Source organism: Pseudomonas azerbaijanorientalis (assembly GCF_019139795.1).
Taxonomy (GTDB): Bacteria; Pseudomonadota; Gammaproteobacteria; order Pseudomonadales; family Pseudomonadaceae; genus Aquipseudomonas; species Aquipseudomonas laurylsulfatiphila.
Genome location: NZ_CP077078.1, coordinates 3,538,711 through 3,561,782 on the forward strand (window position 1 = coordinate 3,538,711; position 23,072 = coordinate 3,561,782).

The window sequence follows — 23,072 nt, forward strand, 5'->3', positions numbered from 1 at the left end:
TCAGTACGGTTTTTTTTCCGCCTCACTCGGAGCGTATCCTCTTTTATCTGTATAGATAACCGGACCATTCCTGACAAACCGATAAAAATTCAACCCATCCACATCCCCCGCCGGGTCCGGATTCAACCAGCGCTGCAACCACGGCGCGTAATACCGCGCGCCATAGTAATAAAGCCCTGAAACATCCCGTTCCTTACCCGAATAACGAATGGTCTTGTAACCGGTTTCCACCTCATGTCGCCCTGCCAACCACGCGGTTCCGCCGAAGGGGTAATAGACTTCCTGGCTGATGGTTTTAGCCTGGGCATCCACCTCAAAGGCACTCGATCCCAGGTGATCGTCAAAGCAGTAGCGCCACTGATCGTTGTCCAGTCCTGCTGGCGGCGGACTGTCCCAATGCAGCAGGCGTACGGTGCACCGCCCGGCCTGTACGCTTATCACCTGGAGCCGTTCTCCTGTGGCGCTATTGGCGTGCAGTTCGATGCCCGGCAAGTAACGTACCTCGGGCGTATGCACGATGGATTTCGCGGTGACCTCCCGGTATTTGCGCAGGCGAGCGCCTTCGCTGTCGTAGACATACCTCTCGATGTCGTCAGCGCCTTCAATCCGCGCCACTTGGGTGACTTGGGCTAACTGATTACGCCCATTCCACTGCAAAGCCTGCCCAGGTTGCAGCTCCAGCAGGTTGCCGCGAGCGTCGAACAGCTCGTCAATGGCCGGCTGGCCGGCTCGATCTTTCACGCTGCGATTGCTGTGCGATGCCACGCGCATGATCAAGGTGTCGTCTACCGCGCCGTGATGCAGACGCCGCAGCAGGTTGCCTGCTTCATCGTAGTGATAGGTTTCTGTGTAACTGCACCAGCGACTACCATCCGGCGGGCCGAATCCCTGCCACTCGGGCAACGCCGGCCCCAACGACGGCCTGGCTGTTTCCCAACCGGTGGCGCTGATTAGCTGATAGAGCGTGTCATAGGTGAAGCGCCGCACCGGCTCGATGCGCTGGTTGGCGAAATGCTGAATGGGCAGCGCCGCATCGGCGATTTCGGTGATGTTGCCTGCGGGGTCGTAGCCATAACTGAGCTCCTGCAGAAATCCCTGAGCGGGGCCTTGGGTATCGAGGTTCGTCAGGCGTCCATTGGCCGGGTCATAACTGCTGGTGGTACGCATGCCATTGCCTGCCCGCTCCTGTTCTATCTGGCCAAAGGCGTTGTACTCGATGGCATTGACCAGCGTGTCGGCGACGGATTGGCCAGCCCGTTGTAGCCCGACCGAATGCAGTTGCCCGGCGCGGTCATAGGTGAAATGTCGGGTATGACTTTTGGCGTCGGTTTGATGCGAGAGCTCACCCGAAGGCAGGAAGGACCAGGATGCCCGTGCGCCCTCGCCCGGTTCCAGCAGACGGTCGCGCTCCGCTTCTACAAGGGGCCAATCGGACGGATCAAGACTGTTCAAGAAATGCCGAGTCTCAAGCAGTACAGCCGCTGCCATCCCGTAATCGGAAAGCAATCGACTCCCTGCCGGATCATCCTGTCGGATCGGCTGACCACAGCGATTGTGCCGGGCCTCTTCATCTGTCGCAGCGCCCCATAGGATGCGCTCGGCACAGCGCTCCACCTCACCGACGCCTTGCTCGAACATCGCCACCGGCCGCAGCGACGAATCATGCTCAGTGCGACGATGCCAACCGCGTTGATCCCATGACTCGATTACCTGCTCGGCTGCACCGGGCAAATCGACTTGCCAGCCAGCATCGACACTGTCGCTGCACAGCGGCTGATTCGAAAGGCTGTAAGTGGTGGACAGGTTTGAAGGCGCATCGAGCAACGCAAACAATCGCGGATCGCGTTGCCGAGCAAGACGGCCGGCCCCGTCATACAGCTGATGCGTGACCCGTGACTCGGGCGGCGCACTGGTCGCGCGACGATGATAAGCCACCGTACGAACAGCTAAACCGCGAGGGTCGACGGCGTTCAGCGTTGGTGTGTGGATGTGCATGCACAAGGCGCCCGACTTTGAGAGGCTTCAACACACGCAGTGTTCGGTTGCGTGGCTCGTCGCCAATCTAGGCGCCCTTGTCAGCAGCGTCTACTGTCAGAAATAACAGGTGGATGCTTGCGGGCTCAACTCAGCGTCCACCACCAAGATCAACAAATGTCCCCGTCGCATAAGAAGCCTTGTCCGACAACAACCAGACAATCGCCTCCGCCACTTCATCCGGGCGCCCACCGCGGGCCATGGGAATTGCCGACTCAAGCTTGCTGACCCGGTCCGGATCGCCGCTCAAGGCATGGAAATCGGTGTAGATGTAGCCCGGGCGCACCGCGTTGACGCGGATCCCCTCTCCCGCCACTTCCTTGGACAGGCCGATGGTGAAGGTGTCCAGCGCACCTTTTGACGCTGCGTAGTCGACATATTCGTTGGGCGCGCCCAAGCGTGCGGCCACCGAGGACACGTTGACGATACTGCCGCCCTGCCCGCCGTGTTTGGGCGACATGCGCAGGATCGCGTGCTTGGCGCAGAGGATCGGCGCCAGGACGTTGGTTTTCATGATCTTGAGAATGCGGAACTCGGACATTTCGTCGACCCGGGACTTTTGCCCCACGGTCCCGGCGTTATTGACCAGCGCCGTGACCCGGCCCAGTTCATTGTCGACCCGATGGAACAGCGCGATGACTTCGTCTTCGATGCTGACATCGGCCCTTACCGCAATGGCTTGCGCACCGAGGGCGCGGACTTGCTCCAGCACGCCGAGTGCGGCCTTTTCGTCCGCCTGGTAATTGATGCAGATCCGATAGCCCTGCGCGGCGGCCAACAGTGCGGTGGCTGCACCAATGCCGCGGCTGCCGCCGGTGATGACGATGACTTTGTCCATGCGAGCCTTCCCCCAATCAAAGCTTAAGCGGTCGGGGGCAAGAATAACCGCCATTGGTGGTTTTTGCATGGCTTGGGTAGCGTTTGCACAGACGCCATCGCGGGCAAGCCACGCTCCCACAGAATATGCAAAACCTGTGGGAGCGTGGCTTGCCCGCGATGAACGATGACACGGACTGTCAAGCCAGCGCCAATCGCTCCGAGCGATGGATTTCCATCATGAAACCTTCGGCCGGCAGCGGATGCCCCAGCAGGTAACCCTGTAACGAGTCGCAGCCCAGTTGCGTCAGGAAGTCCTGCTGCGAACCCGTCTCCACACCCTCGGCAACGATGCGCAACCCCAACGCCTGGCCGAGAGCCACGATGGCCGAAACGATGGCGGCGTCATCGCTGTCGTGCTCCAGGTCACGGACAAAACCGCGGTCGATCTTCAGTTCGTTGGCCGGCAGGCGCTTGAGATACATCAAACTCGAATAACCGGTGCCAAAATCGTCGATGGACAGGTCGACACCCATTTCCGAGAGTTCCTGAAGCACCGTCATGCTCGCGTCGGCATCGCTCATGGCGGTGGTTTCAGTGATTTCCAGGGTCAGGCTATTGGCCGGCAGATGGTGAGTCGCCAATGCCTTGGCGACGCTCTGGACCAGTCCGGCATGGCAAAACTGGATGGCCGACAGGTTCACGGCGATGCGCCAATCGGTGTAGCCCAGCACGTACCACTCGCGCATCTGGCGGCACGCTTCGTTGAGCACCCACTCGCCGATCGGAATGATCAGCCCGGTCTTTTCCGCCAGTTCGATGAATTTGTCCGGCAACAGCAAGCCTTGCGTCGGATGCTCCCAGCGCAACAGGGCCTCGGCGCCCACCGGCCGGCCATTGGCGGCATCGAACTTGGGCTGGTAATGCAGGCTGAATTCCTGATGTTCCACGGCATTGCGCAAGTCCTGCAGCAATTGCAGTTGCTTGCGCGCGTTGGTGTTCATCGAGGCGTCGAAAAAGCTGTAGCCGTTTTTACCCGCGCCCTTGGCGTGGTACATCGCCGCGTCGGCGTTCATCAGCAATTCGTGGGCGGACTGCCCGTTACCCGGATAGAGCGCGATGCCGACACTGGCGGAAATGTGCAAATCATGTTCGGCAACCCGGAACGCCCGTGCAATCAACCCGACCTGGCGGGCCGCGAGGCTCAAGGCATCGTTCTGCTCGCTCAATTGCACCAGCAACACGAACTCATCGCCGCCGATCCGCGCCAGGGTGTCCTGGCTGCGCAAGTCTTCGCGCAGGCGCATGGCCACTTCGCGCAAAAGCAGGTCGCCCATGTGGTGACCGAAGGCATCGTTAACGGGTTTGAAGCCGTCCAGGTCGATGAACATCAGGGCAAAGCAACCGCCCTGTTCACGAACCCGGGACATGGCCTGATCGATTCGGTCGGCGAGCAACGTCCGGTTCGGCAACCCGGTGAGGGTGTCGTGCAGGGCCAGTTGGGTCAGTTCACGGTTGGCTTCGGTCAGCGACTGGGCCAGGCTTGCGGTGCGAGCCTCCAGGCGCGCATCGAGGATCGAGGTCAGCAAGGCAATGCACAGCACCGCCAACGTGGTGATCAGCACAAGATTGTCCAGGCCCTTGCCATTCAGGCCATTGACCGCCGCCCCGCAAAAGCTGCCATCGGCAAAGCGTGCAGCGGCCATCCCGGTGTAGTGCATGCCGACGATGGCGATGCCCATGATCACGGCGGCACCGCCACGGATCAGGCGGACATAAGGCGTGTGTTGGCGTAAATGGAACGCGATCCACAATGCCGCGCCCGAGGCAGCGACAGCGATCATCAGCGAAACGCCGAACAGCGTCGGGTCATAGTCGATGCCTGGTTGCATGCGCATGGCAGCCATACCGGTGTAGTGCATCGCGCTGATGCCGGCGCCCATGACCAGCGCGCCAAAGGCCAGTTGCCAGGCCGGCAGTTTTGGCTGGCTGACCAGCCACAGCGCAAAACCGCTGGAGAGCACGCCGATCAACAGCGACAACAGGGTGATTGCGCCGTCATAGCCCAGATCGATCGGCAGCTTGAATGCGAGCATGCCGATAAAGTGCATCGACCAGATGCCGATGCCCATGGCAATGGCCCCGCCCGCGGTCCACAAATGCACGGCGCGGCCTTTGGCAGTGGCAATGCGTCCGGTCAGGTCGAGTGCGGTATAGGAAGCGAGAATCGCGACACAGAGCGAAATGATAACCAGGGTGGGGGAATAGCTACCGATGAGCATGGGGACTTCTCGCGAATACCCCCATTAATGGTATTGATTCTCGCCGGGGGAAAATGCGGCGATTGTACTGATTCCGAATGAGAACGCACTCACAAAATGAGCAAAGGGCCATCAGTCCGATGAAACGTTTGTTTTAAGGTTTTACATCAACTCGCATCAAGCTGCTGGCACCACAAAACCTGTGGGAGCGAGCTTGCTCGCGATAGCGGTGGGTCAGGCAACATCCATGCTGAATGTGACTCAGCCATCGCGAGCAAGCTCGCTCCCACAGGGATTGCAGCGTACGTTAGATTGCGTTATCGGCTCTCGCTCACTTCAAGCTGCCCGTCCCAGCCACCGCCCAGCGCGGCGATCAACTGCACGCTGGCGATCAGGCGGCTTTGCAACAGGTCCAGGTTGCTGCGCTCATTGTTCAGCGCCGCCGCCTGGGTCACCACCACATCGATGTATGCGATCAAGCCGGCCTTGTACTGGTTCTGGGTCAGGCGCAACGATTCACGGGCGGCGTCCAGCGCCTGTTGGCGCACGACGGCTTCGTCCTGAAGCACCTTGAGTTGCACCAGGAAGTTTTCAACTTCGCGGAATCCGTCCAGCACGGTCTGGCGGTACTTGGCCACTGTTTCGTCATAGGCCGCTTCACTGCGGTCGACTTCCGCCGAGCGCTGGCCGCCGTCGAACAGGGTCATGGCCAATTGCGGCCCGACCGACCAGAAGCGGTTCGGCAGGCTGAACAAGTCTTTCGAGGTACTGCTGCTGTAACCACCGTTCAAACTCAGGGTCAGGTCCGGGTAATAGGCCGCCTTGGCCACACCGATGTTGGCGTTGGCAGCCATCACCGAGCGCTCGGCGGATGCGATGTCCGGGCGACGCTCCAGCAACTGCGAAGGCAGGGCCGGCGGTACTTGCGGCAACTGCGGAATGTCCTGGCTTTCCGCCAGGCTGAACTCCGCCGGCGGCAGGCCGATCAGCACGGCAATGGCGTTCTCGAACTGCGCGCGTTGCCAGACCAGGTCGATCATGTCCGCTTCGGTGCTCTTGAGCTGGGTCTGGGCCTGGGCCACGGCGTCCTTGCCCGATACGCCGGCGCGGTACTGGTTCTCGGTCATCTTCAGGGAGCGCTGATAAGCCTCGACCGTGTCCTGGAGCAGGCGTTTCTGGCCATCGATCACGCGCAATTGCAGGTAATTCTGCACCAGTTCCGACTGTTGACTCAGGCGCATGGCCGCCAGATCGGCGAAGCTTGCCTGGGCATTCGCGGTGTCGGCTTCCAGGCCACGGCGCAGCTTGCCCCACACATCCGCTTCCCAACTGACGCCCGCCTGGGCCGAATACGTGTCGCGAATACCGCTGGACGAACTGCTCAGGCTGGAGCTGCTGCTGCCTGTGCCCTGGCTTGAACGGTTCTTGCTGACGTTCAGGTCGACCGTGGGGAAAAACGCCCCGCGTGCGCTGCGCACCAAGGCCTGGGCCTGGCGGTACTGGGCTTCGGACTGGGCGACGGTCTGGTTGGCGCTGTTGAGCTTCTCGATCAGGCCATTGAGCTGTTGATCGCCATAAAGCTCCCACCATGCCCCGCGCGCCAGGGCATCGCTCGGGTTGGCCTGGCGCCAGCCTTCTGCTGCCTTGTACTGCGCAGGTTCCGCGGTTTGCGGGCGCTGGTAATCCGGGCCGACGGCGCAGGCACTGAGCATCGCCACGCACAGTGACAGGCTCAGCAGACGCGAGCCTCGAGCCGTGATCAGCGGTGCAGCCAGGTTGAAAAGCGAACGTTCAGTCATAGCGGAGTTTCCAGAGCAGCATCGGTACGCACCCCACGCCATTTGTTGAAGCGATGGCGCAGTTTGTCGAGATAGAGGTAAACCACTGGCGTGGTGTAAAGCGTCAGCACCTGGCTGAAGATCAGCCCGCCGATGATGGTCAGGCCCAGCGGCTGGCGCATTTCCGCCCCTTCGGCGCGGCTCAGCAGCAACGGCAAGGCACCGAGGATCGCCGCCAGGGTGGTCATCAGGATCGGTCGCAAACGTTGCAGGCAGGCACTGCGAATCGATTCCAGCGGCGCCATGCCCTGATGCCGCTCCAGCTGCAACGCCAGGTCGATCATCAGAATGGCGTTTTTCTTGACCACGCCGATCAGCAGAAACAGCCCCAGCAACGAAATCAGGCTGAACTCGCCGCCCAGCGCATAGATCGACAGCAACGCGCCGACCCCGGCGGACGGCAGGGTGGACAGGATGGTCAGCGGATGAATGTAGCTTTCGTACAGCACCCCCAACACCAGATACACCGCCACCAGCGCCCCCAGAATCATCCACGGCTGGCTTTTCTGGGTCGCCGCGAAAGCGTCGGCTGTACCGGCCATTTTTGCGATCACCTCTTCCGGCAGCCCGACCTTGGCAATCGCCCGCTCGATGGCGGCACCGCCCTGCTCCACGGTCACGCCTTCAGCCATGTCGAAGGCAATGCTTTCCGAGGCGAACTGGCCCTCGTGGCTGACCCGGTCGTTTTCCAGGCTGTTTTCGTAATGGGCGATGGTCGACAGCGGGATCCGCGCGCCATCGGCGGTGATCACCTGGACCTGCTTGAGGGTGATCGGGTCCTGGGCGTATTTCGGGTTGACCTCCATCACCACCTGATACTGGTTGAGGCTGTCGTAGATGGTCGAAATCTGCCGCTGGCTGTAGGCGTTGTTCAGCACTGCCGTGACCATATCCATGTCGACACCCAGGCGTTTGGCCTGGTCGCGGTCGACGATCAGGGTCACTTGCCGGGCGCCCCGGCCTTCCCGCGCATCGATGGCCGTCAGTTCCGGCAAGGCCCTGAGCGCGGTGACGACTTTCGGATACCACTCGCGCAATGCCCCGAGATCCCCGCTTTGCAGGATGTAGGAGTATTGCGAGGTGGTCTGCTCACGGCCGCCACCGAACTGCAGGTCCTGGTCGGCCATGAGCATCAGTTGTGCGCCGGGCACCTTGGGCATTTCCTTGCGCAGGCGTTCGATGACTTTCTGCGCTGAAATGTTGCGTTCCTTGATCGGTTTCAGCCGCACCAGCATGAAGGCGTTGTTGGTGCCGTTGTTGCCGCCGATGAAGCCGGCGACGCTTTCTACCGCCTCATCCTTCAAGACCGCCCGACGGAAAATCTCCATCTTCGGCTGCATCACGCTGAACGACAGGCCATCGTCGCCGCGCACGAAACCGATCAGCTGACCGGTATCCTGTTGAGGTAAAAATGTTTTAGGAACAACAATATACAGCGCAATGTTGACACCGATTGTCACAAACAGGCTGAGCAACGTCAGGCGTTTGTGGCGCAGCACCCAGTCGAGGCTGGTGGCGTATTTGCCGACCATCCAGTCGTTGGCCCGCCGGCTCCAGCGTTGCAGGCGGTTCTCCTGCCCCGGCGTGTGCGGCTTGAGCCAGCGGGCGCAGAGCATCGGGGTCAGGGTCAATGACACCAGCAGCGAAACCACGATGGCCGCCGCCAGGGTGATGGAGAATTCGCGGAACAGGCTTTCAATGATCCCGCCCATGAACAGGATCGACAGGAACACCGCCACCAGCGACACGTTCATCGACAGCAGGGTGAAGCCGACTTCCTGGGCGCCGAGGTAGGCCGCCTTCATCGGTCGCACGCCTTCGTCGATGTGCCGGGAAATGTTCTCCAGCACCACGATGGCATCGTCCACCACCAGCCCGGTGGCCAGGATCAGCGCCATCAGCGACAGGTTGTTCAGCGAAAAGCCGTAGAGGTACATCACGGCAAAGGTACCGACCAGCGAGACCGGCACCGCCAGGGTCGGGATCAGCGAGGCACGGAAGTTACCGAGGAACAGGAACACCACCAGGATCACCAGCGCCACGGCGATCAGCAGGGTCATTTCCGCTTCGTGCAACGTGGCCTTGATCACCGGGGAACGATCCATGGCCAGGTTCAGCTTGACGCTGGCCGGCAACACCGCCTGCAACGCCGGCAACTGCGCCTTGATCTCGTTGACCGTCTCGATGATGTTGGCGCCGGCCTGCCGGTTGATCACCAGCAGCACCGCCGCGTCGTCGTTGAAGAAACCGCTGTTGTAACGATCTTCGACGCCGTCGCTGACCTTGGCCACGTCCTTGAGGCGCAGGGCCGCGCCGCCGTTGTAGTGGATGATCAGCGACTCGTAGTCCTTGGCTTTTTCCAACTGGTCGTTGGCCTGGACCTGCCACAGCCGCTGATCGTCTTCCACCGAACCCTTGGGCCGACGCACGTTGGCATTGGCGATGGTGTTGCGCACATCGTCCAGGGCCACGCCGTACTGGTTCAGCGCCTGCGGTTCGAGTTCGATACGCACCGCCGGCAGCGAACTGCCGCCGATCTGCACCTCGCCGACGCCCTGCACCTGGGACAGGCTCTGGGACAGGATCGTCGAAGCCAGGTCATAGAGCTGACCTTTTTCCAGCACATCGGACGTCAGCGACAGCACCATGATCGGCGCCTGGGACGGGTTGACCTTCTTGTAGGTCGGCATGCTGCGCATCCCGCTGGGCAGCAGATTGCGCGAGGCGTTGATGGCCGCCTGCACCTCCCGCGCCGCACCGTTGATGTCGCGGTCGAGGTCGAATTGCAGGATCACCCGGGTCGAGCCCTGGCTGGAGCGGCTACTCATGGTGTTGACCCCGGCAATCGCGCCGAAAGAGCGTTCCAGCGGCGTGGCCACCGTCGACGCCATCACCTCGGGGCTGGCGCCGGGCAGGCTGGCCTGGACCACGATCACCGGAAAGTCCATTTGCGGCAGCGGCGACACGGGCAGCAAACCGAAGCTCACGCCACCCAGCAGCATGATGGCCAGGCTCAGCAACATGGTCGCGACCGGGCGCTTGATGAAAGGTCCCGAGAGATTCATCGATGACTGCTCCCAGCCCCAACCCACGAGCCCTGCAGCCCCCCTGTGGGAGCGGGCTTGCTCGCGAAGAGGGCCATGCATTCAACATCCCTGTCGCCTGACCGGACGCCTTCGCGAGCAAGCCCGCTCCCACAGGTTAGGCAGGCCGTCATACCGCCGTCTCCTGAGCGCCGGTCTTGCCAAAGCGCCGACCGAGACGATCGAAATACAGGTAGATCACAGGCGTAGTGAACAGGGTCAAAACCTGGCTCAGCAACAGGCCGCCGACCATCACCAACCCCAGCGGCTGGCGCAGTTCCGCACCGGAACCGGTGGCCAGCATCAACGGCACGGCACCGAAGAGCGCCGCCAGGGTCGTCATCAGGATCGGCCGGAAACGCAGCAAGGCGGCCTGATAGATCGCCGTTTGCGGGTCCATGCCCTGGTTACGCTCGGCGTCGAGCGCGAAGTCGATCATCATGATCGCGTTCTTCTTGACGATGCCGATCAGCAGAATGATGCCGATGATCGCGATCATGCCCAGGTCGTTGCCACTGAGGATCAACGCCAGCAAGGCGCCCACCGCCGCCGACGGCAAGGTCGAGAGAATGGTGATCGGGTGGATGTAGCTCTCGTAGAGCACGCCCAGCACTATGTACATGGTCACCACCGCCGCCAGGATCAGCAGCAAGGTGCTCGACAACGAAGCCTGGAACGCCTGCGCCGCGCCCTGGAATTGGGTCTGCACGCCAATCGGCATGCCGATGTCCTTCTGCACCTGCTCGATGATCTCGACCGCATGCCCCAGCGCCACGCCGGGCGCGAGGTTGAAGGACATCATCACCGCCGGGAACTGGCCGATGTGGGTGATCGCCAGTTGCGCCTGGCGCTCCTCGATATGCGCCAGGCTGGACAGGCGCACCTGGCCGCCATCGGTGGTCTTGACGTGAATCTGGTTCAACGCATCCGGGCCGATCTTCTCCCCGGACTGCGATTGCAGGACCACGCGGTACTGGCTCGCCTGGGTGTAGATCGTGGAAATCTGCCGCTGACCGAAGGCGTCGTACAGCGCATCGGTGATGTTCGACACCGACACCCCGACCCGCGACGCCGCATCGCGGTCGATCACCAGATAGACCTGCAAGCCCTTGTCCTGCAGATCGCTGGCCACGTCGGTCAATTCCGGGCGGTCGGCCAAGGCCTCCACCAGGCGCCCGCTCCACAGGCTCAGCAGCTCCGAGTCCGGCGACGACATGCTGAACTGGTACTGCGTACGACTGACCCGGTCCTCGATGGTCAGGTCCTGCACCGGCTGCATGAACAGGCGGATGCCGACCAGCTTGTCGAGCTCCGGTTGCAGGCGGGCAATCACTTGCGTTGCACTCAGGTCACGGTCGCGGTGCGACTTGAGGTTGATCAGCAAACGACCGCTGTTGAGGGTCGAGTTGTCGCCGTCCACGCCAATGTAGGAGGACAGGCTCTCAACCGCCGGGTCGGCCAGAATCACCTTGGCCAGCTCCTGCTGACGCTCGCTCATGGCGGCGAAGGAAATCGATTGCGGCGCTTCGGAAATACCCTGGATAACCCCGGTGTCCTGCACCGGGAAGAAGCCTTTGGGCACCACCATGTACAGGAATACCGTGAGCGCCAGGGTGCCGATGGCCACCATCAAGGTCAGGGGCTGGTGCTTGAGCACCCACTGCAACTGGCGTCCGTAAGCGGCGATCATCCAGTCGATGAACGCACCGCTGGCGCGATAGAAACGCCCCTGCTCGGCTTCCTTGGGTTCGCGCTTGAGCAACCGCGCGCACATCATCGGCGTCAGCGTCAGGGAAACCACCAGGGAAATCAGGATCGCCACCGCCAGCGTAATGGCGAACTCGCGGAACAAGCGCCCGACCACGTCCGCCATGAACAGCAGCGGGATCAGCACGGCGATCAGCGACAACGTCAGGGAAATCAGGGTGAACCCGATCTGCTTGGCGCCCTTGAGCGCCGCGTTCAGCGGGCTGTCGCCCTCCTCGATGAAGCGCGCAATGTTTTCCAGCATGACGATCGCATCGTCCACCACGAAACCGGTGGCGATGGTCAGGGCCATCAGGGTCAGGTTGTTGACCGAGAACCCGGCCAGGTACATCACGCCGAACGTGCCGATCAGCGACAGCGGCACGGCCACCGACGGAATGATCGTGGCGCTGGCGCGACGCAGGAACAGGAAGGTGACCATGACCACCAGGGCGATGGCGATCAGCAATTCGTGCTGCACGTCCTTGACCGAGGCGCGGATGGTCTGGGTGCGGTCGGTCAGCACCACCACGTCGAGGCCGGCCGGCAGGTTGTCGGTGATGCTCGGCAGCAGCGCCTTGATCCGGTCCACCACCTCGATCACGTTGGCACCGGGCTGACGCTGGATGTTCAGCAGTACCGCCTGATTCTCATTGGCCCATGCCGCCAAGCGTTCATTCTCGGCACCATCGACGATTTCTGCCACGTCCTTGAGCCGCAGCGGCGCGCCATTGGCGTAGGCCAGGATCAGGTTGGCGTAGTCCTTGGGTGAGGTCAGTTGATCGTTGGCATCGAGCATCGAGACCCGGGTCGGGCCGTCGAAGTTGCCCTTGGGCTGGTTGACGTTGGAGGCGCCGATCAGGGTGCGCACGTCCGACAGGTTCAAGCCGTTGGCGGCCAGGGCCTCCGGGTTGACCTTGATCCGCACGGCCTGGCGTTGACCACCGGCAATGCTGACCATGCCGACGCCGCTGATCTGGGCGATTTTCTGCGCCATGCGCGTATCGACCAGATCGTTGAGCTTGGGCAGCAGCATGGTCTTGGAGGTGATGGCCAGGGTCAGCACCGGCGTGTCGGCCGGGTTGACCTTGTTGTACACCGGCGGGGCCGGCAGGTCCTTGGGCAGCAGGTTGGTGGCCGCGTTGATCGCCGCCTGCACCTGTTGCTCAGCCACGTCCATGTTGATGTCGAGGCTGAACCGCAGGGTCAGCACCGACGCCCCGCCGGAACTGGTGGAGGCCATTTGTGTCAGGCCGGGCATCTGCCCGAACTGCCGTTCAAGCGGCGCGGTCACCGCGCTGGTCATGACGTCCGGGCTGGCGCCAGGGTACAGGGTCATGACGCGAATGGTCGGGTAATCGACCTGGGGCAACGCAGACACCGGCAGCAGCCGATAGGCAATGACGCCGGCCAGGATAATCGCCAGCATGCTCAGCGTGGTGGCTACCGGGCGAAGGATGAACAGCCGCGAGAGGTTCATGCGCCACCCTTTTTCGCCTTGTCGGTGGTCGCGGGCTCAGCCGTGTTGACCGCCGACTTGCCTTGCAGGTGTTCGGTTGGCGTGGTCGGCACGTCCTGGCTGTCGTTGACCACCTCCACGTCGCTGCCGTCTTTGAGGCGGTCAGTGCCTTCCAGTACGACCCTGTCACCCGCGGACAGGCCTTCGGTGACCACGGTGTTCAGGCCGTCACTGGCGCCGACTTTCAACTGACGGATCTTGACCTTTTTGTCACCATCCAGGACATAGGCGAACGTGCCGTTGGTGCCGAACTGGATCGCGGCGGACGGTGCGAGCACCACGTTTTTGAGGGTGTCGGCCAACAGGCGCACATTGACGAACTGGTTGGGGAACAGCGACTGATCACGGTTCTCGTAACGGGCCTTGAATTTCAGGGTGCCGGTGGTGACGTCAATCTGGTTGTCCAGGCTCTGCAGCACGCCAGTGGCCTGCAATTTGGTATCGCCGCGATCCCAGGCTTCAGCCGGCAATCTGGCACCGCTGCGATAACGGGCAAGCACGGTGTCGAGGCTGTTTTCCGGGAGGGTGAAGGCCACGCTGATCGGTTGGGTCTGGGTGATGATCGCCAAGGCGGTGGTGTCGTTGGCCGCCACCAGGTTGCCGACGTCCAGTTGACGCAGGCCCACGCGACCGGTGATGGGTGCGCGGATCCGGGTGAATTCAAGGTTGAGCTTGGCGTCGTTGACCGCGGCCTGATTGGTCTTGACCGTACCCTGGAACTGACCGACCAGCGCTTCGGCGGTGTCCAGGGTCTGCTTGGCAATGCTGTCTTCGCGGTACAGGCCGCGATAGCGCTCGACATCGACCTGGGCGTTTTTCAATTGCGCCTGATTCTGCAGCAAGGTGCCTTCGGCCTGGAGCAAGGCGTTCTGGTAAGGGCGCGGGTCGATTTCAGCCAGCAGGTCGCCGGCCTTGACCATCTGCCCTTCTTCGAAATGAATCTTGACCAGCTCACCGCCGACGCGGCTGCGGACGTTGATGGTGTTCAGCGCCGTGACCGTGCCCAGCGCCTTGAAATACAGCGGGAAGTCGCCGGTGACGGCCGCAGCCACGCGCACCGGTACCGGCCCTGACGCACCGCCGAACCCCGGGCGCATGCCCCCCGATCGGCCGGTATGCCCGGCAACGGCTTTCTGTCCCGCAGCCTCTTTGGGTGCAGCACTGCCAGGCCAGAATTTCCAGCACAGGGCGGCGATGACCAACAGGACGAGCAGGCCGAACAGCCAGCGACGGGGACTACGGGAAGCGGAGGATTGCATTGAGTGATCAACCATTGGGCGCGTGGGCTTTTTTACATGAGGCTGAACGATAAGCACTGGCGGGTATTAAGCAAAGCGCCTTTACCGGCAATTTACTTTCAGCTTACGTAACAGGAGTTTTATCCAAGACACTGAAACACAAATGAAAACGGCCTGGACAAAGGGTAATGCCGATCAGCGTAGGAGCGAGCCTGCTCGCGATGGTCGTTAACGATAACGCATGTCTACTGACGAAACGCAGCGTTCTTGAGTCCATCGCGAGCAAGCTCGCTCCTACAACAGCATTTTTGACAGCGGGGGTGTTAACAATTGCAACGGCGTACTTACTTCAGAACAGCAAGTGCCGCGTCGTAGTTCGGCTCGTCAGCGATTTCGCCAACCAGTTCGCTGTGCAACACGTTGTCGTTCTCGTCCAGAACCACGACGGCGCGAGCGGTCAGGCCCTTGAGCGGGCCGTCGGCGATGGCCACGCCGTAGTTCTGGATGAACTCTGCACCGCGCAGGGTCGACAGGTTCTGTACGTTTTCCAGGCCTTCGGCGCCGCAGAAGCGGGCCTGGGCGAACGGCAGGTCAGCGGAGATGCACAGCACAACAGTGTTGGCCACGTCGCTGGCCTGGGCGTTGAACTTGCGCACGGAAGTGGCGCAGGTCGGGGTGTCAACGCTTGGGAAGATGTTCAGCACTTTGCGCTTGCCTGCAAAGTCTTTGAGGGTGACGTCGGACAGATTGCCGGCAACCAGGGAAAAGGCTGGCGCCTTGGAACCGGCTTGTGGCAGTTGGCCGTTGACTTGAACCGGGTTGCCTTTAAGAGTGACTTGAGCCATGAACGGAGTCCTTCTGAACGTTGTGGTGGAGAATTTTGACGAGGCCGAAGTTAACCACGAAATTGTCCTGCGACCTACGGTCAAACATAAATTGTCATGTATCAGCGCACAAAACTGGATACAACTCATAACCCCGAGTGCGGGCTTGCTCCGGGCGGCGATCCGACGAAAGCGCAATGTCATGCAACATCGCTGGCGACTGATCTGACGTCATCGCGAGCAGGCTCGCGCCCACAGGGTTCGTTTGTTAGCCGATCAAGTCGGCAAAAGTACAGAGTACGCCCTCACCCGCCGCTTCCCGATGTTCATGACGAAAGGTACGCGACACGTCTTCGACTAAAACTTTTGATAGCACTCTGTCGAATTGCTCCATCGTCGTTCGACTATAAATCGAATCACTCAACTGCAACGGAGACGACACCATGCGATTCATGATCATCATCAAGGCCAGCCAGGATTCCGAAGCCGGCGTCATGCCCAGCCAGGAACTGCTGACCGCCATGGGCAACTACAACGAAGAACTGGTCAAGGCCGGCATCATGCTCGCGGGCGAAGGCCTGCACCCGAGCAGCAAAGGCGCTCGCATAAAGTTTTCAGGTGAAAAACGCACGGTGATCGACGGCCCCTTCATCGAAACCAAGGAACTGATTGCCGGTTTCTGGTTGTGGAAAGTGAAGTCCAGAGAAGAAGCCATCGAATGGGTCAAGCGCTGCCCCAACCCGATGCCGGGCACCGAGGCCGAGATCGAGATACGCCAGGTTTTTGAGGCCGAAGACTTTGGCGCCGAGTTCACTCCGGAACTGCGCGAGCAGGAAGAGCGGGTTTGGGAGCAGGCGAAGAAGAACTGACTGATTCGAACTTCTCCTCAGCTTGCTGTGGGAGCGCGCTTGCTCCCACATTAACTAGATAGCCACTTAACTTGCTTGGGCAAGTCCTTGACCCGTTTTAACTTTTTAGTACACGAAAATAACGAGAATCCACACACAAAACGAAAGAATTAATCCATATGGCTGGCTAACCCGTGGTTAACTGCTAACTTCATCCGATAAGTCCTACAGGCTTGATCGGAAAGGGATTACGAAGTTGCGGCTGAACTTAAGGGGCCGCACGCCCGATCAGTCAGCCACCAGGGAAGCGGGGGGAATGATGTCAAAGCAATTGGGGAAGTACGCCTTCGTCTGGGTGACTTCACTGGCGCCTGTTTTTCGTGTTCACGCCGAGACGGCCAACCGGCTACTCACCCTCCAGTCGAGTCCGCCACCTTCCAACCGCTCATCTTCCACAACCTGGAAAAAGGCTGGTACCTGTGCTCGACCGGCACCTGGACTTTCGACCTGAAGAACAACACTCATTACATCCCACTCGGTTTGGGTGGCGGCAAAGCCTGGAAGTCCGGGTCCAATATCCTCAATGCCTTTATCGAGCCACAGTGGACCGTTGACCGAAAAGGCGATGGCTTACCGCAACTCACACTGTTCGCCGGGATCAATGCCACCTTCAGTAAATAAGGACCTTCTTATGAACGTTGCCCTTCGCGCAGCCGGCTTCAGCCTGATGACAATGTTCGTCAGCTGCGGCGTGGGTGCCCAGGATCTCGATACGCGTATCGGCAAAATTGCCATGCAAGGCGAACTGCCGGCCCACGAGTCGATCGCCAGGCTCTACGCCGAACTGGATTTCCAGCAGGCCACCCAGAGTTATCTGTGGGCGTTGCCGCTGGTGTCCTACGCCCAATGGCAGGAAGAGTTTCGCGACAAACTGGGTGCCCACAGCGGCGACCTGATGGTACTCAACAGCTACGAAGACAAGCTCGGGGTGATCACGGCCAATGCCACCACGCCGTACATCCTTGGTTTTGTCGACCTCAATGAAACCGGGCCACTGGTGATTGAGTTGCCACCCGGCCCGACTGCTGGCGGCGTGGGCGATTTCTGGCAGCGGGCGATCATCGACATGGGCCAGACAGGCCCGGACAAAGGCAAGGGAGGCAAATACCTGGTGCTGCCACCGGGTGCCGAGCCACCGGTCGATGCCGGCAAATATTACCTGGCCAAATCGGAAACCATGAACGTGTTGGTCGGTTTCCGTGTACTCGATCCGGACCCGGCCAAGGGCAAGGCGCTGGTCGAGCAATTCAGGATGTACCCGTATGCCAGGCGTGCAGAACCGTCCAGGACCAGGTTGCTGTCCCCCGGCGGCAAAGCCTGGTCCGGTACCCAGCCACGAGGCCTGGCGTATTGGGAGCGCTTGCACCAGATCATTCAGAAGGAACCGGTCAACGAACGTGACCGTTTCTACATGGCCATGCTGGCCAGCCTGGGCATCGAGAAGGACAAACCGTTCAATCCCGACGACAAGCAACGCGCGGCCCTGGAACAGGGTGCGCAGGTCGGCGAACTGATCGCCAAGGCCAACACCTTCGCCAAGCGTTTCCCCGATGCCCAGTACTGGCCGGATCGCCAATGGGACACAGTGCTGAACATCGCCGAGCCGTCCCAGCGTGTCGCCTATTACGACCAGCTGTGGGAGCGCAGTGCCTGGTTCTACGAGGCGGTGACGAACACCAAAGGCATGGTCTCGAAAACCCCGGGGCTGGGCCAGACCTACCTTGGCGCCTACACCGACAACCAGGGTAACTGGCTCGACGGCAGCAAGCATTATCGCCTGCACGTCGACGCCAACCCACCGGCCAAGCAGTTCTGGTCGATGACCGTGTATGACATCGACAGCCGTTGCCTGATCGACAACCCCCAGCGCAAGGCCGACCTGTCGTCCCGGCAGAATCTGAAGAAAAACCCCGACGGCTCGGTGGACCTGTACTTCGGCCCGACGGCACCGCAAGGCTTTGAAGACAACTGGGTGCAAACCCTGCCGGGCAAGCACTGGTTCAGCTACTTCCGCCTGTACGCCCCGACCGAGGCGTATTTCGACAAGAGCTGGAAGCTCGACGACATCACGGCTGTGCAATGAAGGCCGAGACAGGAAGCACCATGAACTACCGCATCGTATTCAGCGACCTTGCATTGGCTCCGAGCACCAACGCCTGGGCCGGAAACCCGGTCGATGCGTCGAAAACCGACTACACCTTGCATTTTGACAAGGCGCCTGTACCTGCCCAAACCGGAAGTCAACAACGGCCAGTGGAAACTGCCGCTGCTGACGCCAGCAACCACACAACAATAAGCGGAGTCGTTCATGATCAGGCCTTACGTAGTGCGCCCCTTGTTGGCGCTGTGCATGGTCAGCGTCAGTCCATTGAGCCTGGCGGCCGAAGGGGGTGTCGGTCGCCCGATCACCGGGCAACTAGTGTTTTCCGATGCCGGGATCGTGCCTCCGGAGCCGGGTTGGGTCATGTCCCTGACCAGCATCTGGTACGACGGTGATCTCAAGGGCAACGCCCAGGTGCCGATCGTGGGCGCCCTGAGTACCGGGCTGGACATGAAAGTGTCTTACACCATGGCCAACTTCACTCGCGTCTGGGACACGGGCAAGGGTCGCTGGAACTACGCCTCGGCCATCGGTGTACCGGTGCAGTACACCGACGTTACCGCCAGTATCAGCGGCCCTCGCGGCAGGACCCTGGGCACCGAGGACAGCGGCACCCAATTCGCCGACATGCTGGTGACGCCGATTGCCGCCGGCTATCACTTCGACGAACTCAACCACATCGCGTTCTCGCTGCCGATCTACGTGCCGACCGGTGCCTACAACGACGATCGCCTGGCCAACCCCGGCCAGAACACTTACACCTTCATGCCGACCGTGGCGTTCACTCACCTGATTGGCAAGGGCGGCGAGTTCACGTTGTCGAGTGGCCTGGAGTTCTACACCGAGAACGACGCCACGGATTATCGCAACGGCAACATTTTCACCCTCGACGCCCTGTGGACCCACGGTTTCGGCAACGGCTGGAACGCCGGTTTGGTGGCCGGCTATATCCAGCAGGTCACCGATGACTCCGGATCCGGCGCAACCAGCGGCTTTCGCGGGCGCTCGGTGGGTGCTGGCCCCACGGTAGGCTGGAGCGGCAAGTTCGCCGACGCCCAGGCCAACATCAGTGCCCGTTGGGTCCCGGAGTTCGACACCAAGAACCGGCCCGAAGGCAATGGCATCAGCGTCAACCTGACCCTGGCATTTTTTTAAGAGGTAACCAGGGATGGCCATCAGTACCCGTTCGACCTTCTGCAGGAGCCTTTCATGACCGCACTCAACGACCTCAATGCCCTGCAAGCCAGCATCGCCGAAGCGGTACTCGGTCAGGACCAGGTGATCCGGCAAATCCTCGTCGGCCTGCTGGCCAATGGGCATCTGCTGCTCGAAAGCCTGCCCGGACTGGCCAAGACCCGCACGGTGAAAGCGCTGGCCAAACACCTGGACGCGAAGATGAGCCGCATCCAGTTCACCCCGGATTTGCTGCCGTCGGACATCACCGGCGCCGAGGTGCTGCATCAGGTCGAAGGCAAGAACGAAATCCGCTTCCAGCCCGGCCCGCTGTTCGGCAACCTGATCCTGGCCGACGAAATCAACCGTGCGCCGGCCAAGGTCCAGGCCGCGTTGCTCGAAGCCATGGAAGAGCGCCAGATCACCGTGGCCGGCAACAGCCATGCCCTGCCGGAACTGTTCATCGTGGTGGCGACCCAGAACCCGATCGAACAGGAAGGCACGTACCCGCTGCCGGAAGCGCAGATGGACCGCTTCCTGATGAAAGTGCTGCTCGATTACCCGAGCGCGGAAAACGAAAGCCAGGTCCTGCGCCTGTTGCGCGAAGAAGAGCAGGCACTCGGCGCCAAAACGGCTGCGGTGCAGGGTTTTGCCCTGGCCCAGGACGTGATCTTTGCCGCGCGCCGGGAAGTCAGTGCGGTGCACGTGTCCCCGGCGATCGACCGTTACCTGATCGACTTGATCAATGCCACGCGCCATCCGGCCGACTACGACGCCGACCTTGGGCGCTGGATCAGCATCGGCGCCAGCCCTCGCGGCGGCATCGGCCTGGACCGGTGTGCCCGGGCCGACGCCTGGTTGCAGGGCCAGGATTTCGTTTCTCCGGACAACGTCCGCGCCGTGGTGCACCCGGTGCTGCGCCATCGCCTGCAACTGAGCTACGACGCGGTAGCCGATGGCGTGAGCGCCGACCAGGTGCTCGACCGTCTGCTCGATAAAGTGGCGATTGCGGCCTGATGTCCATGAACAGCGTCGACGGCCTGGTGTATGTCTCTCTGGCGCAGTTGATGGCCCTGGAGTTCAAGGCCCGTGACCTGAGTTTTGTCGCTCGCCAACCTCAAGGCAGCATCCTCGCGGGTAATCACGCGTCACGCTTGCGTGGCCGCGGCCTGAACTTCGATGAGCTGCGCCGTTATCAGCCGGGGGACGATTTGCGTCATCTCGACTGGCGCGCCTCCCTGCGCACCGGCAAACCGGTGGTACGGACATTCACCGAAGAGCGCGACCGCCCGGCGCTGATCCTCGTCGACCAGCGCATGTCGATGTTCTTCGGTTCGCAACGCAGCTTCAAATCCGCGGTCGCCGCCGAACTCGGCGCCCTGGCCGCGTGGATGGTGTTCAACGCCGGCGACCGCGTCGGTGGACTGGTATTCAACGATCAACGCATCGACAGCATCGCCCCGCTGCGCAGCCGTAAACGCGTCGAGGCGCTGTGCAGCCGCATTGCCCGGCAGAACCAGGCACTCAATGCGGGCAACCCGGATGCAGAGGGCGAAGACCAGCTCGACAAGGTCCTGCAGCATTGCCTGGCCGTGGCCGGTCACGATCACCTGATCTGCATCGTCAGTGATTTTGCCGGGGCTGGCGAACGCACCTTGCAGCTCATGCGGCAACTGGCAGCCCATAACGATGTGATCGCCATGCAGGTCTATGACCCGCTGGCGTTGAACCTGCCGAAAAACGGTCGCGTGCTGATCACGCAGGGGCAATTGCAGGTGGAATTGGCGGTGGATCGGCAACAGGTGCATCAGCCATTGGGGGACTTTCTCAGCGGTCGGCTCAAGGACGTCGCGACCTTGCTGCGCCGCAGCCAGGTGCCGTTGATGATGTTCAGCACCGCCACCGAAGCCCACGAACAACTGCGCGCCGAACTGGGCAAGCTCGTCCGGGGGCGCCGATGAACCCCGCTGTCCCGAGCATCGACCAACTCAAGGAAATGGCCCTGCCGGCACCGGTCAGCTATGCGCCGCAGACGTGGGGTTGGTGGGCGTTGCTGACATTATTGGTGCTCAGCCTGCTGCTGGTCAGTGCCCGACGTTACTGGCAATGGCGGCGCGACCGCTATCGGCGCGAGGCACTGGCACGGCTGGCGGAGTTGCAGCAGCGCAGCAATGACCTGAATGCGTTGCGCGAACTTCCGGAGTTGCTCAAACGCGTGGCCCTCTCCATGCCGTCCTCTAACTGGAATGCATTCCCTGTGGGAGCGGGCTTGCCCGCGAAGGCGTCCTGTCAGTCGACATCAATTTTGAATGTCATGGCCTCATCGCGGGCAAGCCCGCTCCCACAGGGTCCTGCGGCGTTAGGAAACAAGGATTGGCAGGCATTCCTGCAGCGGCACATTTCACAACCCTTACCCGCCGACTTCAGCCAACAACTGTCGCTGCTGGCCTACGCGCCTGACGCAACATTGAGGGCCATGCCCAACGAGCAGCGCCAACTGTTGTTCAGCACCTGCAAAACCTGGGTGGAGCGTCATCATGTGGCAGCTTGATTACCCATGGTTGCTGATCCTGCTGCCATTGCCATGGTTGGGTTATCGCTACCTGCCCGATTACCGCGAAGCCCGGAGTGCCGTTCGCGTACCGTTTTTCGGCGCCATGAGCCGCGCTGTCGGCCAGGCACCCAGCCAGGCCGGTACCCGCAGCAACCGCTGGCAGTTGCTCCTGAACCTGCTGGTCTGGACACTGTTGCTGGTGGCGGCGAGCCGGCCGGTGTGGGTGGAAAAGCCCATCGAGCGCCAGCAGCCGGTGCGTGACCTGATGCTGGCCATCGACATTTCCCAGTCGATGGAAACCACCGACTTCACCGACGCCAACGGTCAGAAAATCAATCGCCTGGCCGCGGTCAAGGACGTGGTGCACGGGTTCATCGACAAGCGCAAGGACGATCGAATCGGACTGATCGTGTTCGGCACCGGCGCCTATCCGCAGGCACCCTTGACCCTCGATCACGCCAGCCTGTCACTGCTGCTGGACGACACCGGCATCGGCATGGCCGGCCCCAACACGGCCATCGGCGACGCCATCGGCCTGAGCCTGAAACTGCTGGAGCAGGCCCACGAGCAGGAAAAAGTGCTGATCCTGCTCACCGACGGCAACGACACCAGCAGCGCCATCACCCCGGATCACGCGGCCGCCATGGCTGCCGCCAAAGGGGTGGTGATTCACACCATCGGCATCGGCGACCCGAACGCCGAAGGCGAAGCCAAGGTCAACCTGCAAGGCCTGAAGGACATTGCCCAAACCACGGGCGGACGCTTCTTCCGCGCCGAAGATCGCAACGCCCTGGATCAGGTCTACAGCACCCTCGACAAGCTCACCCCGCATCAGGTGAAAACCCTCAGCCACCAACCCAAACTCGATCTGTTCTGGTGGCCGCTAGGCGCAGCCCTTGCTTTACTTGCGATGTATCACCTGGGCGCCCTGCTGCTTCCACGGCTGATGCAAGCCCGTCAACGGCAGGAGGCCTGAG

The 23,072-nt window shown here is 61.4% G+C and carries 15 protein-coding genes and 1 pseudogene; 8 read left to right on the plus strand and 8 right to left on the minus strand.

The window, feature by feature from the left end; translation table 11 throughout:
• From KSS91_RS15725 to tpx, 8 genes are all read right to left on the minus strand, one after another.
• Positions 1–1,995 carry an RHS repeat-associated core domain-containing protein gene (locus KSS91_RS15725; protein ID WP_217835325.1) on the minus strand — a complete coding sequence of 665 codons (1,995 nt, stop codon included), beginning with the start codon at positions 1,993–1,995 and terminating at the stop codon, positions 1–3.
• 130 nt (positions 1,996–2,125) lie between these two features.
• On the minus strand, positions 2,126–2,872 hold the full coding sequence (locus KSS91_RS15730) for an SDR family oxidoreductase (RefSeq protein ID WP_007974372.1): 747 nt from the start codon (positions 2,870–2,872) through the stop codon (positions 2,126–2,128).
• Positions 2,873–3,050: 178 nt separating this feature from the next.
• On the minus strand, positions 3,051–5,132 hold the full coding sequence (locus KSS91_RS15735; RefSeq protein ID WP_217835326.1) for a putative bifunctional diguanylate cyclase/phosphodiesterase: 2,082 nt from the start codon (positions 5,130–5,132) through the stop codon (positions 3,051–3,053).
• A gap of 296 nt (positions 5,133–5,428) precedes the next feature.
• Complete coding sequence (locus tag KSS91_RS15740; RefSeq protein ID WP_217835327.1) at positions 5,429–6,910, minus strand: efflux transporter outer membrane subunit; 1,482 nt, start codon at positions 6,908–6,910, stop codon at positions 5,429–5,431.
• Positions 6,907–10,014, minus strand: a complete 3,108-nt coding sequence (locus tag KSS91_RS15745) for an efflux RND transporter permease subunit (protein WP_126046000.1) — start codon at positions 10,012–10,014, stop codon at positions 6,907–6,909. Before KSS91_RS15745 ends, KSS91_RS15740 begins: the two co-directional genes overlap by 4 nt.
• Positions 10,015–10,162: 148 nt before the next feature.
• Positions 10,163–13,258: an MdtB/MuxB family multidrug efflux RND transporter permease subunit gene (locus tag KSS91_RS15750; protein WP_217835328.1), complete on the minus strand. Its 3,096-nt coding sequence runs from the start codon at positions 13,256–13,258 to the stop codon at positions 10,163–10,165.
• Positions 13,255–14,571, minus strand: coding sequence for an MdtA/MuxA family multidrug efflux RND transporter periplasmic adaptor subunit (locus KSS91_RS15755; RefSeq protein ID WP_217835329.1), 1,317 nt, complete (start codon positions 14,569–14,571; stop codon positions 13,255–13,257). Before KSS91_RS15755 ends, KSS91_RS15750 begins: the two co-directional genes overlap by 4 nt.
• Before the next feature lie 308 nt (positions 14,572–14,879).
• Positions 14,880–15,380 (minus strand): thiol peroxidase, encoded by a 501-nt coding sequence (gene tpx / locus KSS91_RS15760; RefSeq protein WP_015095312.1) that lies wholly within the window; start codon positions 15,378–15,380, stop codon positions 14,880–14,882.
• A gap of 422 nt (positions 15,381–15,802) precedes the next feature.
• On the opposite strand from tpx, the gene KSS91_RS15765 reads away from it, so the two are divergent.
• From KSS91_RS15765 to KSS91_RS15795, 8 genes and pseudogenes are all read left to right on the plus strand, one after another.
• Positions 15,803–16,228: a YciI family protein gene (locus KSS91_RS15765; protein ID WP_015095313.1), complete on the plus strand. Its 426-nt coding sequence runs from the start codon at positions 15,803–15,805 to the stop codon at positions 16,226–16,228.
• Between the two features lie 393 nt (positions 16,229–16,621).
• Positions 16,622–16,888, plus strand: a pseudogene (locus KSS91_RS28260) (hypothetical protein); the annotation flags it as partial.
• A gap of 10 nt (positions 16,889–16,898) precedes the next feature.
• Positions 16,899–18,350: a DUF1254 domain-containing protein gene (locus KSS91_RS15770; protein ID WP_217835330.1), complete on the plus strand. Its 1,452-nt coding sequence runs from the start codon at positions 16,899–16,901 to the stop codon at positions 18,348–18,350.
• A gap of 225 nt (positions 18,351–18,575) precedes the next feature.
• Entirely contained in the window at positions 18,576–19,523 is a 948-nt protein-coding gene (locus KSS91_RS15775) for a SphA family protein (RefSeq protein ID WP_217835331.1), read from the plus strand.
• 54 nt (positions 19,524–19,577) lie between these two features.
• On the plus strand, positions 19,578–20,558 hold the full coding sequence (locus KSS91_RS15780; RefSeq protein WP_217835332.1) for an AAA family ATPase: 981 nt from the start codon (positions 19,578–19,580) through the stop codon (positions 20,556–20,558).
• The gene (locus KSS91_RS15785) at positions 20,558–21,502 is read left to right on the plus strand and encodes a DUF58 domain-containing protein (protein WP_437179706.1); all 945 of its coding nucleotides are present in this window, start codon (positions 20,558–20,560) and stop codon (positions 21,500–21,502) included. The genes KSS91_RS15780 and KSS91_RS15785 overlap by 1 nt, the downstream gene beginning before the upstream one ends.
• On the plus strand, positions 21,499–22,092 hold the full coding sequence (locus KSS91_RS15790) for a DUF4381 domain-containing protein (RefSeq protein ID WP_015095318.1): 594 nt from the start codon (positions 21,499–21,501) through the stop codon (positions 22,090–22,092). Before KSS91_RS15785 ends, KSS91_RS15790 begins: the two co-directional genes overlap by 4 nt.
• A complete protein-coding gene (locus tag KSS91_RS15795; protein ID WP_217835333.1) occupies positions 22,079–23,071 on the plus strand; it encodes a vWA domain-containing protein in 993 nt (330 codons plus the stop codon). The genes KSS91_RS15790 and KSS91_RS15795 overlap by 14 nt, the downstream gene beginning before the upstream one ends.
• The last annotated feature ends 1 nt before the right edge of the window (position 23,072 follow it).

Coding starts and splice junctions, on each gene's coding strand:
- KSS91_RS15735 (WP_217835326.1), bottom strand. CDS start 5,132: ATGCTCATCGGTAGCTATTCCCCCACCCTGGTTATCATTTCGCTCTGT.
- tpx (WP_015095312.1), bottom strand. CDS start 15,380: ATGGCTCAAGTCACTCTTAAAGGCAACCCGGTTCAAGTCAACGGCCAA.
- KSS91_RS15795 (WP_217835333.1), top strand. CDS start 22,079: ATGTGGCAGCTTGATTACCCATGGTTGCTGATCCTGCTGCCATTGCCA.
- KSS91_RS15740 (WP_217835327.1), bottom strand. CDS start 6,910: ATGACTGAACGTTCGCTTTTCAACCTGGCTGCACCGCTGATCACGGCT.
- KSS91_RS15730 (WP_007974372.1), bottom strand. CDS start 2,872: ATGGACAAAGTCATCGTCATCACCGGCGGCAGCCGCGGCATTGGTGCA.
- KSS91_RS15785 (WP_437179706.1), top strand. CDS start 20,558: ATGTCCATGAACAGCGTCGACGGCCTGGTGTATGTCTCTCTGGCGCAG.
- KSS91_RS15770 (WP_217835330.1), top strand. CDS start 16,899: ATGAACGTTGCCCTTCGCGCAGCCGGCTTCAGCCTGATGACAATGTTC.
- KSS91_RS15725 (WP_217835325.1), bottom strand. CDS start 1,995: ATGCACATCCACACACCAACGCTGAACGCCGTCGACCCTCGCGGTTTA.
- KSS91_RS15790 (WP_015095318.1), top strand. CDS start 21,499: ATGAACCCCGCTGTCCCGAGCATCGACCAACTCAAGGAAATGGCCCTG.
- KSS91_RS15775 (WP_217835331.1), top strand. CDS start 18,576: ATGATCAGGCCTTACGTAGTGCGCCCCTTGTTGGCGCTGTGCATGGTC.
- KSS91_RS15745 (WP_126046000.1), bottom strand. CDS start 10,014: ATGAATCTCTCGGGACCTTTCATCAAGCGCCCGGTCGCGACCATGTTG.
- KSS91_RS15765 (WP_015095313.1), top strand. CDS start 15,803: ATGCGATTCATGATCATCATCAAGGCCAGCCAGGATTCCGAAGCCGGC.
- KSS91_RS15780 (WP_217835332.1), top strand. CDS start 19,578: ATGACCGCACTCAACGACCTCAATGCCCTGCAAGCCAGCATCGCCGAA.
- KSS91_RS15750 (WP_217835328.1), bottom strand. CDS start 13,258: ATGAACCTCTCGCGGCTGTTCATCCTTCGCCCGGTAGCCACCACGCTG.
- KSS91_RS15755 (WP_217835329.1), bottom strand. CDS start 14,571: ATGGTTGATCACTCAATGCAATCCTCCGCTTCCCGTAGTCCCCGTCGC.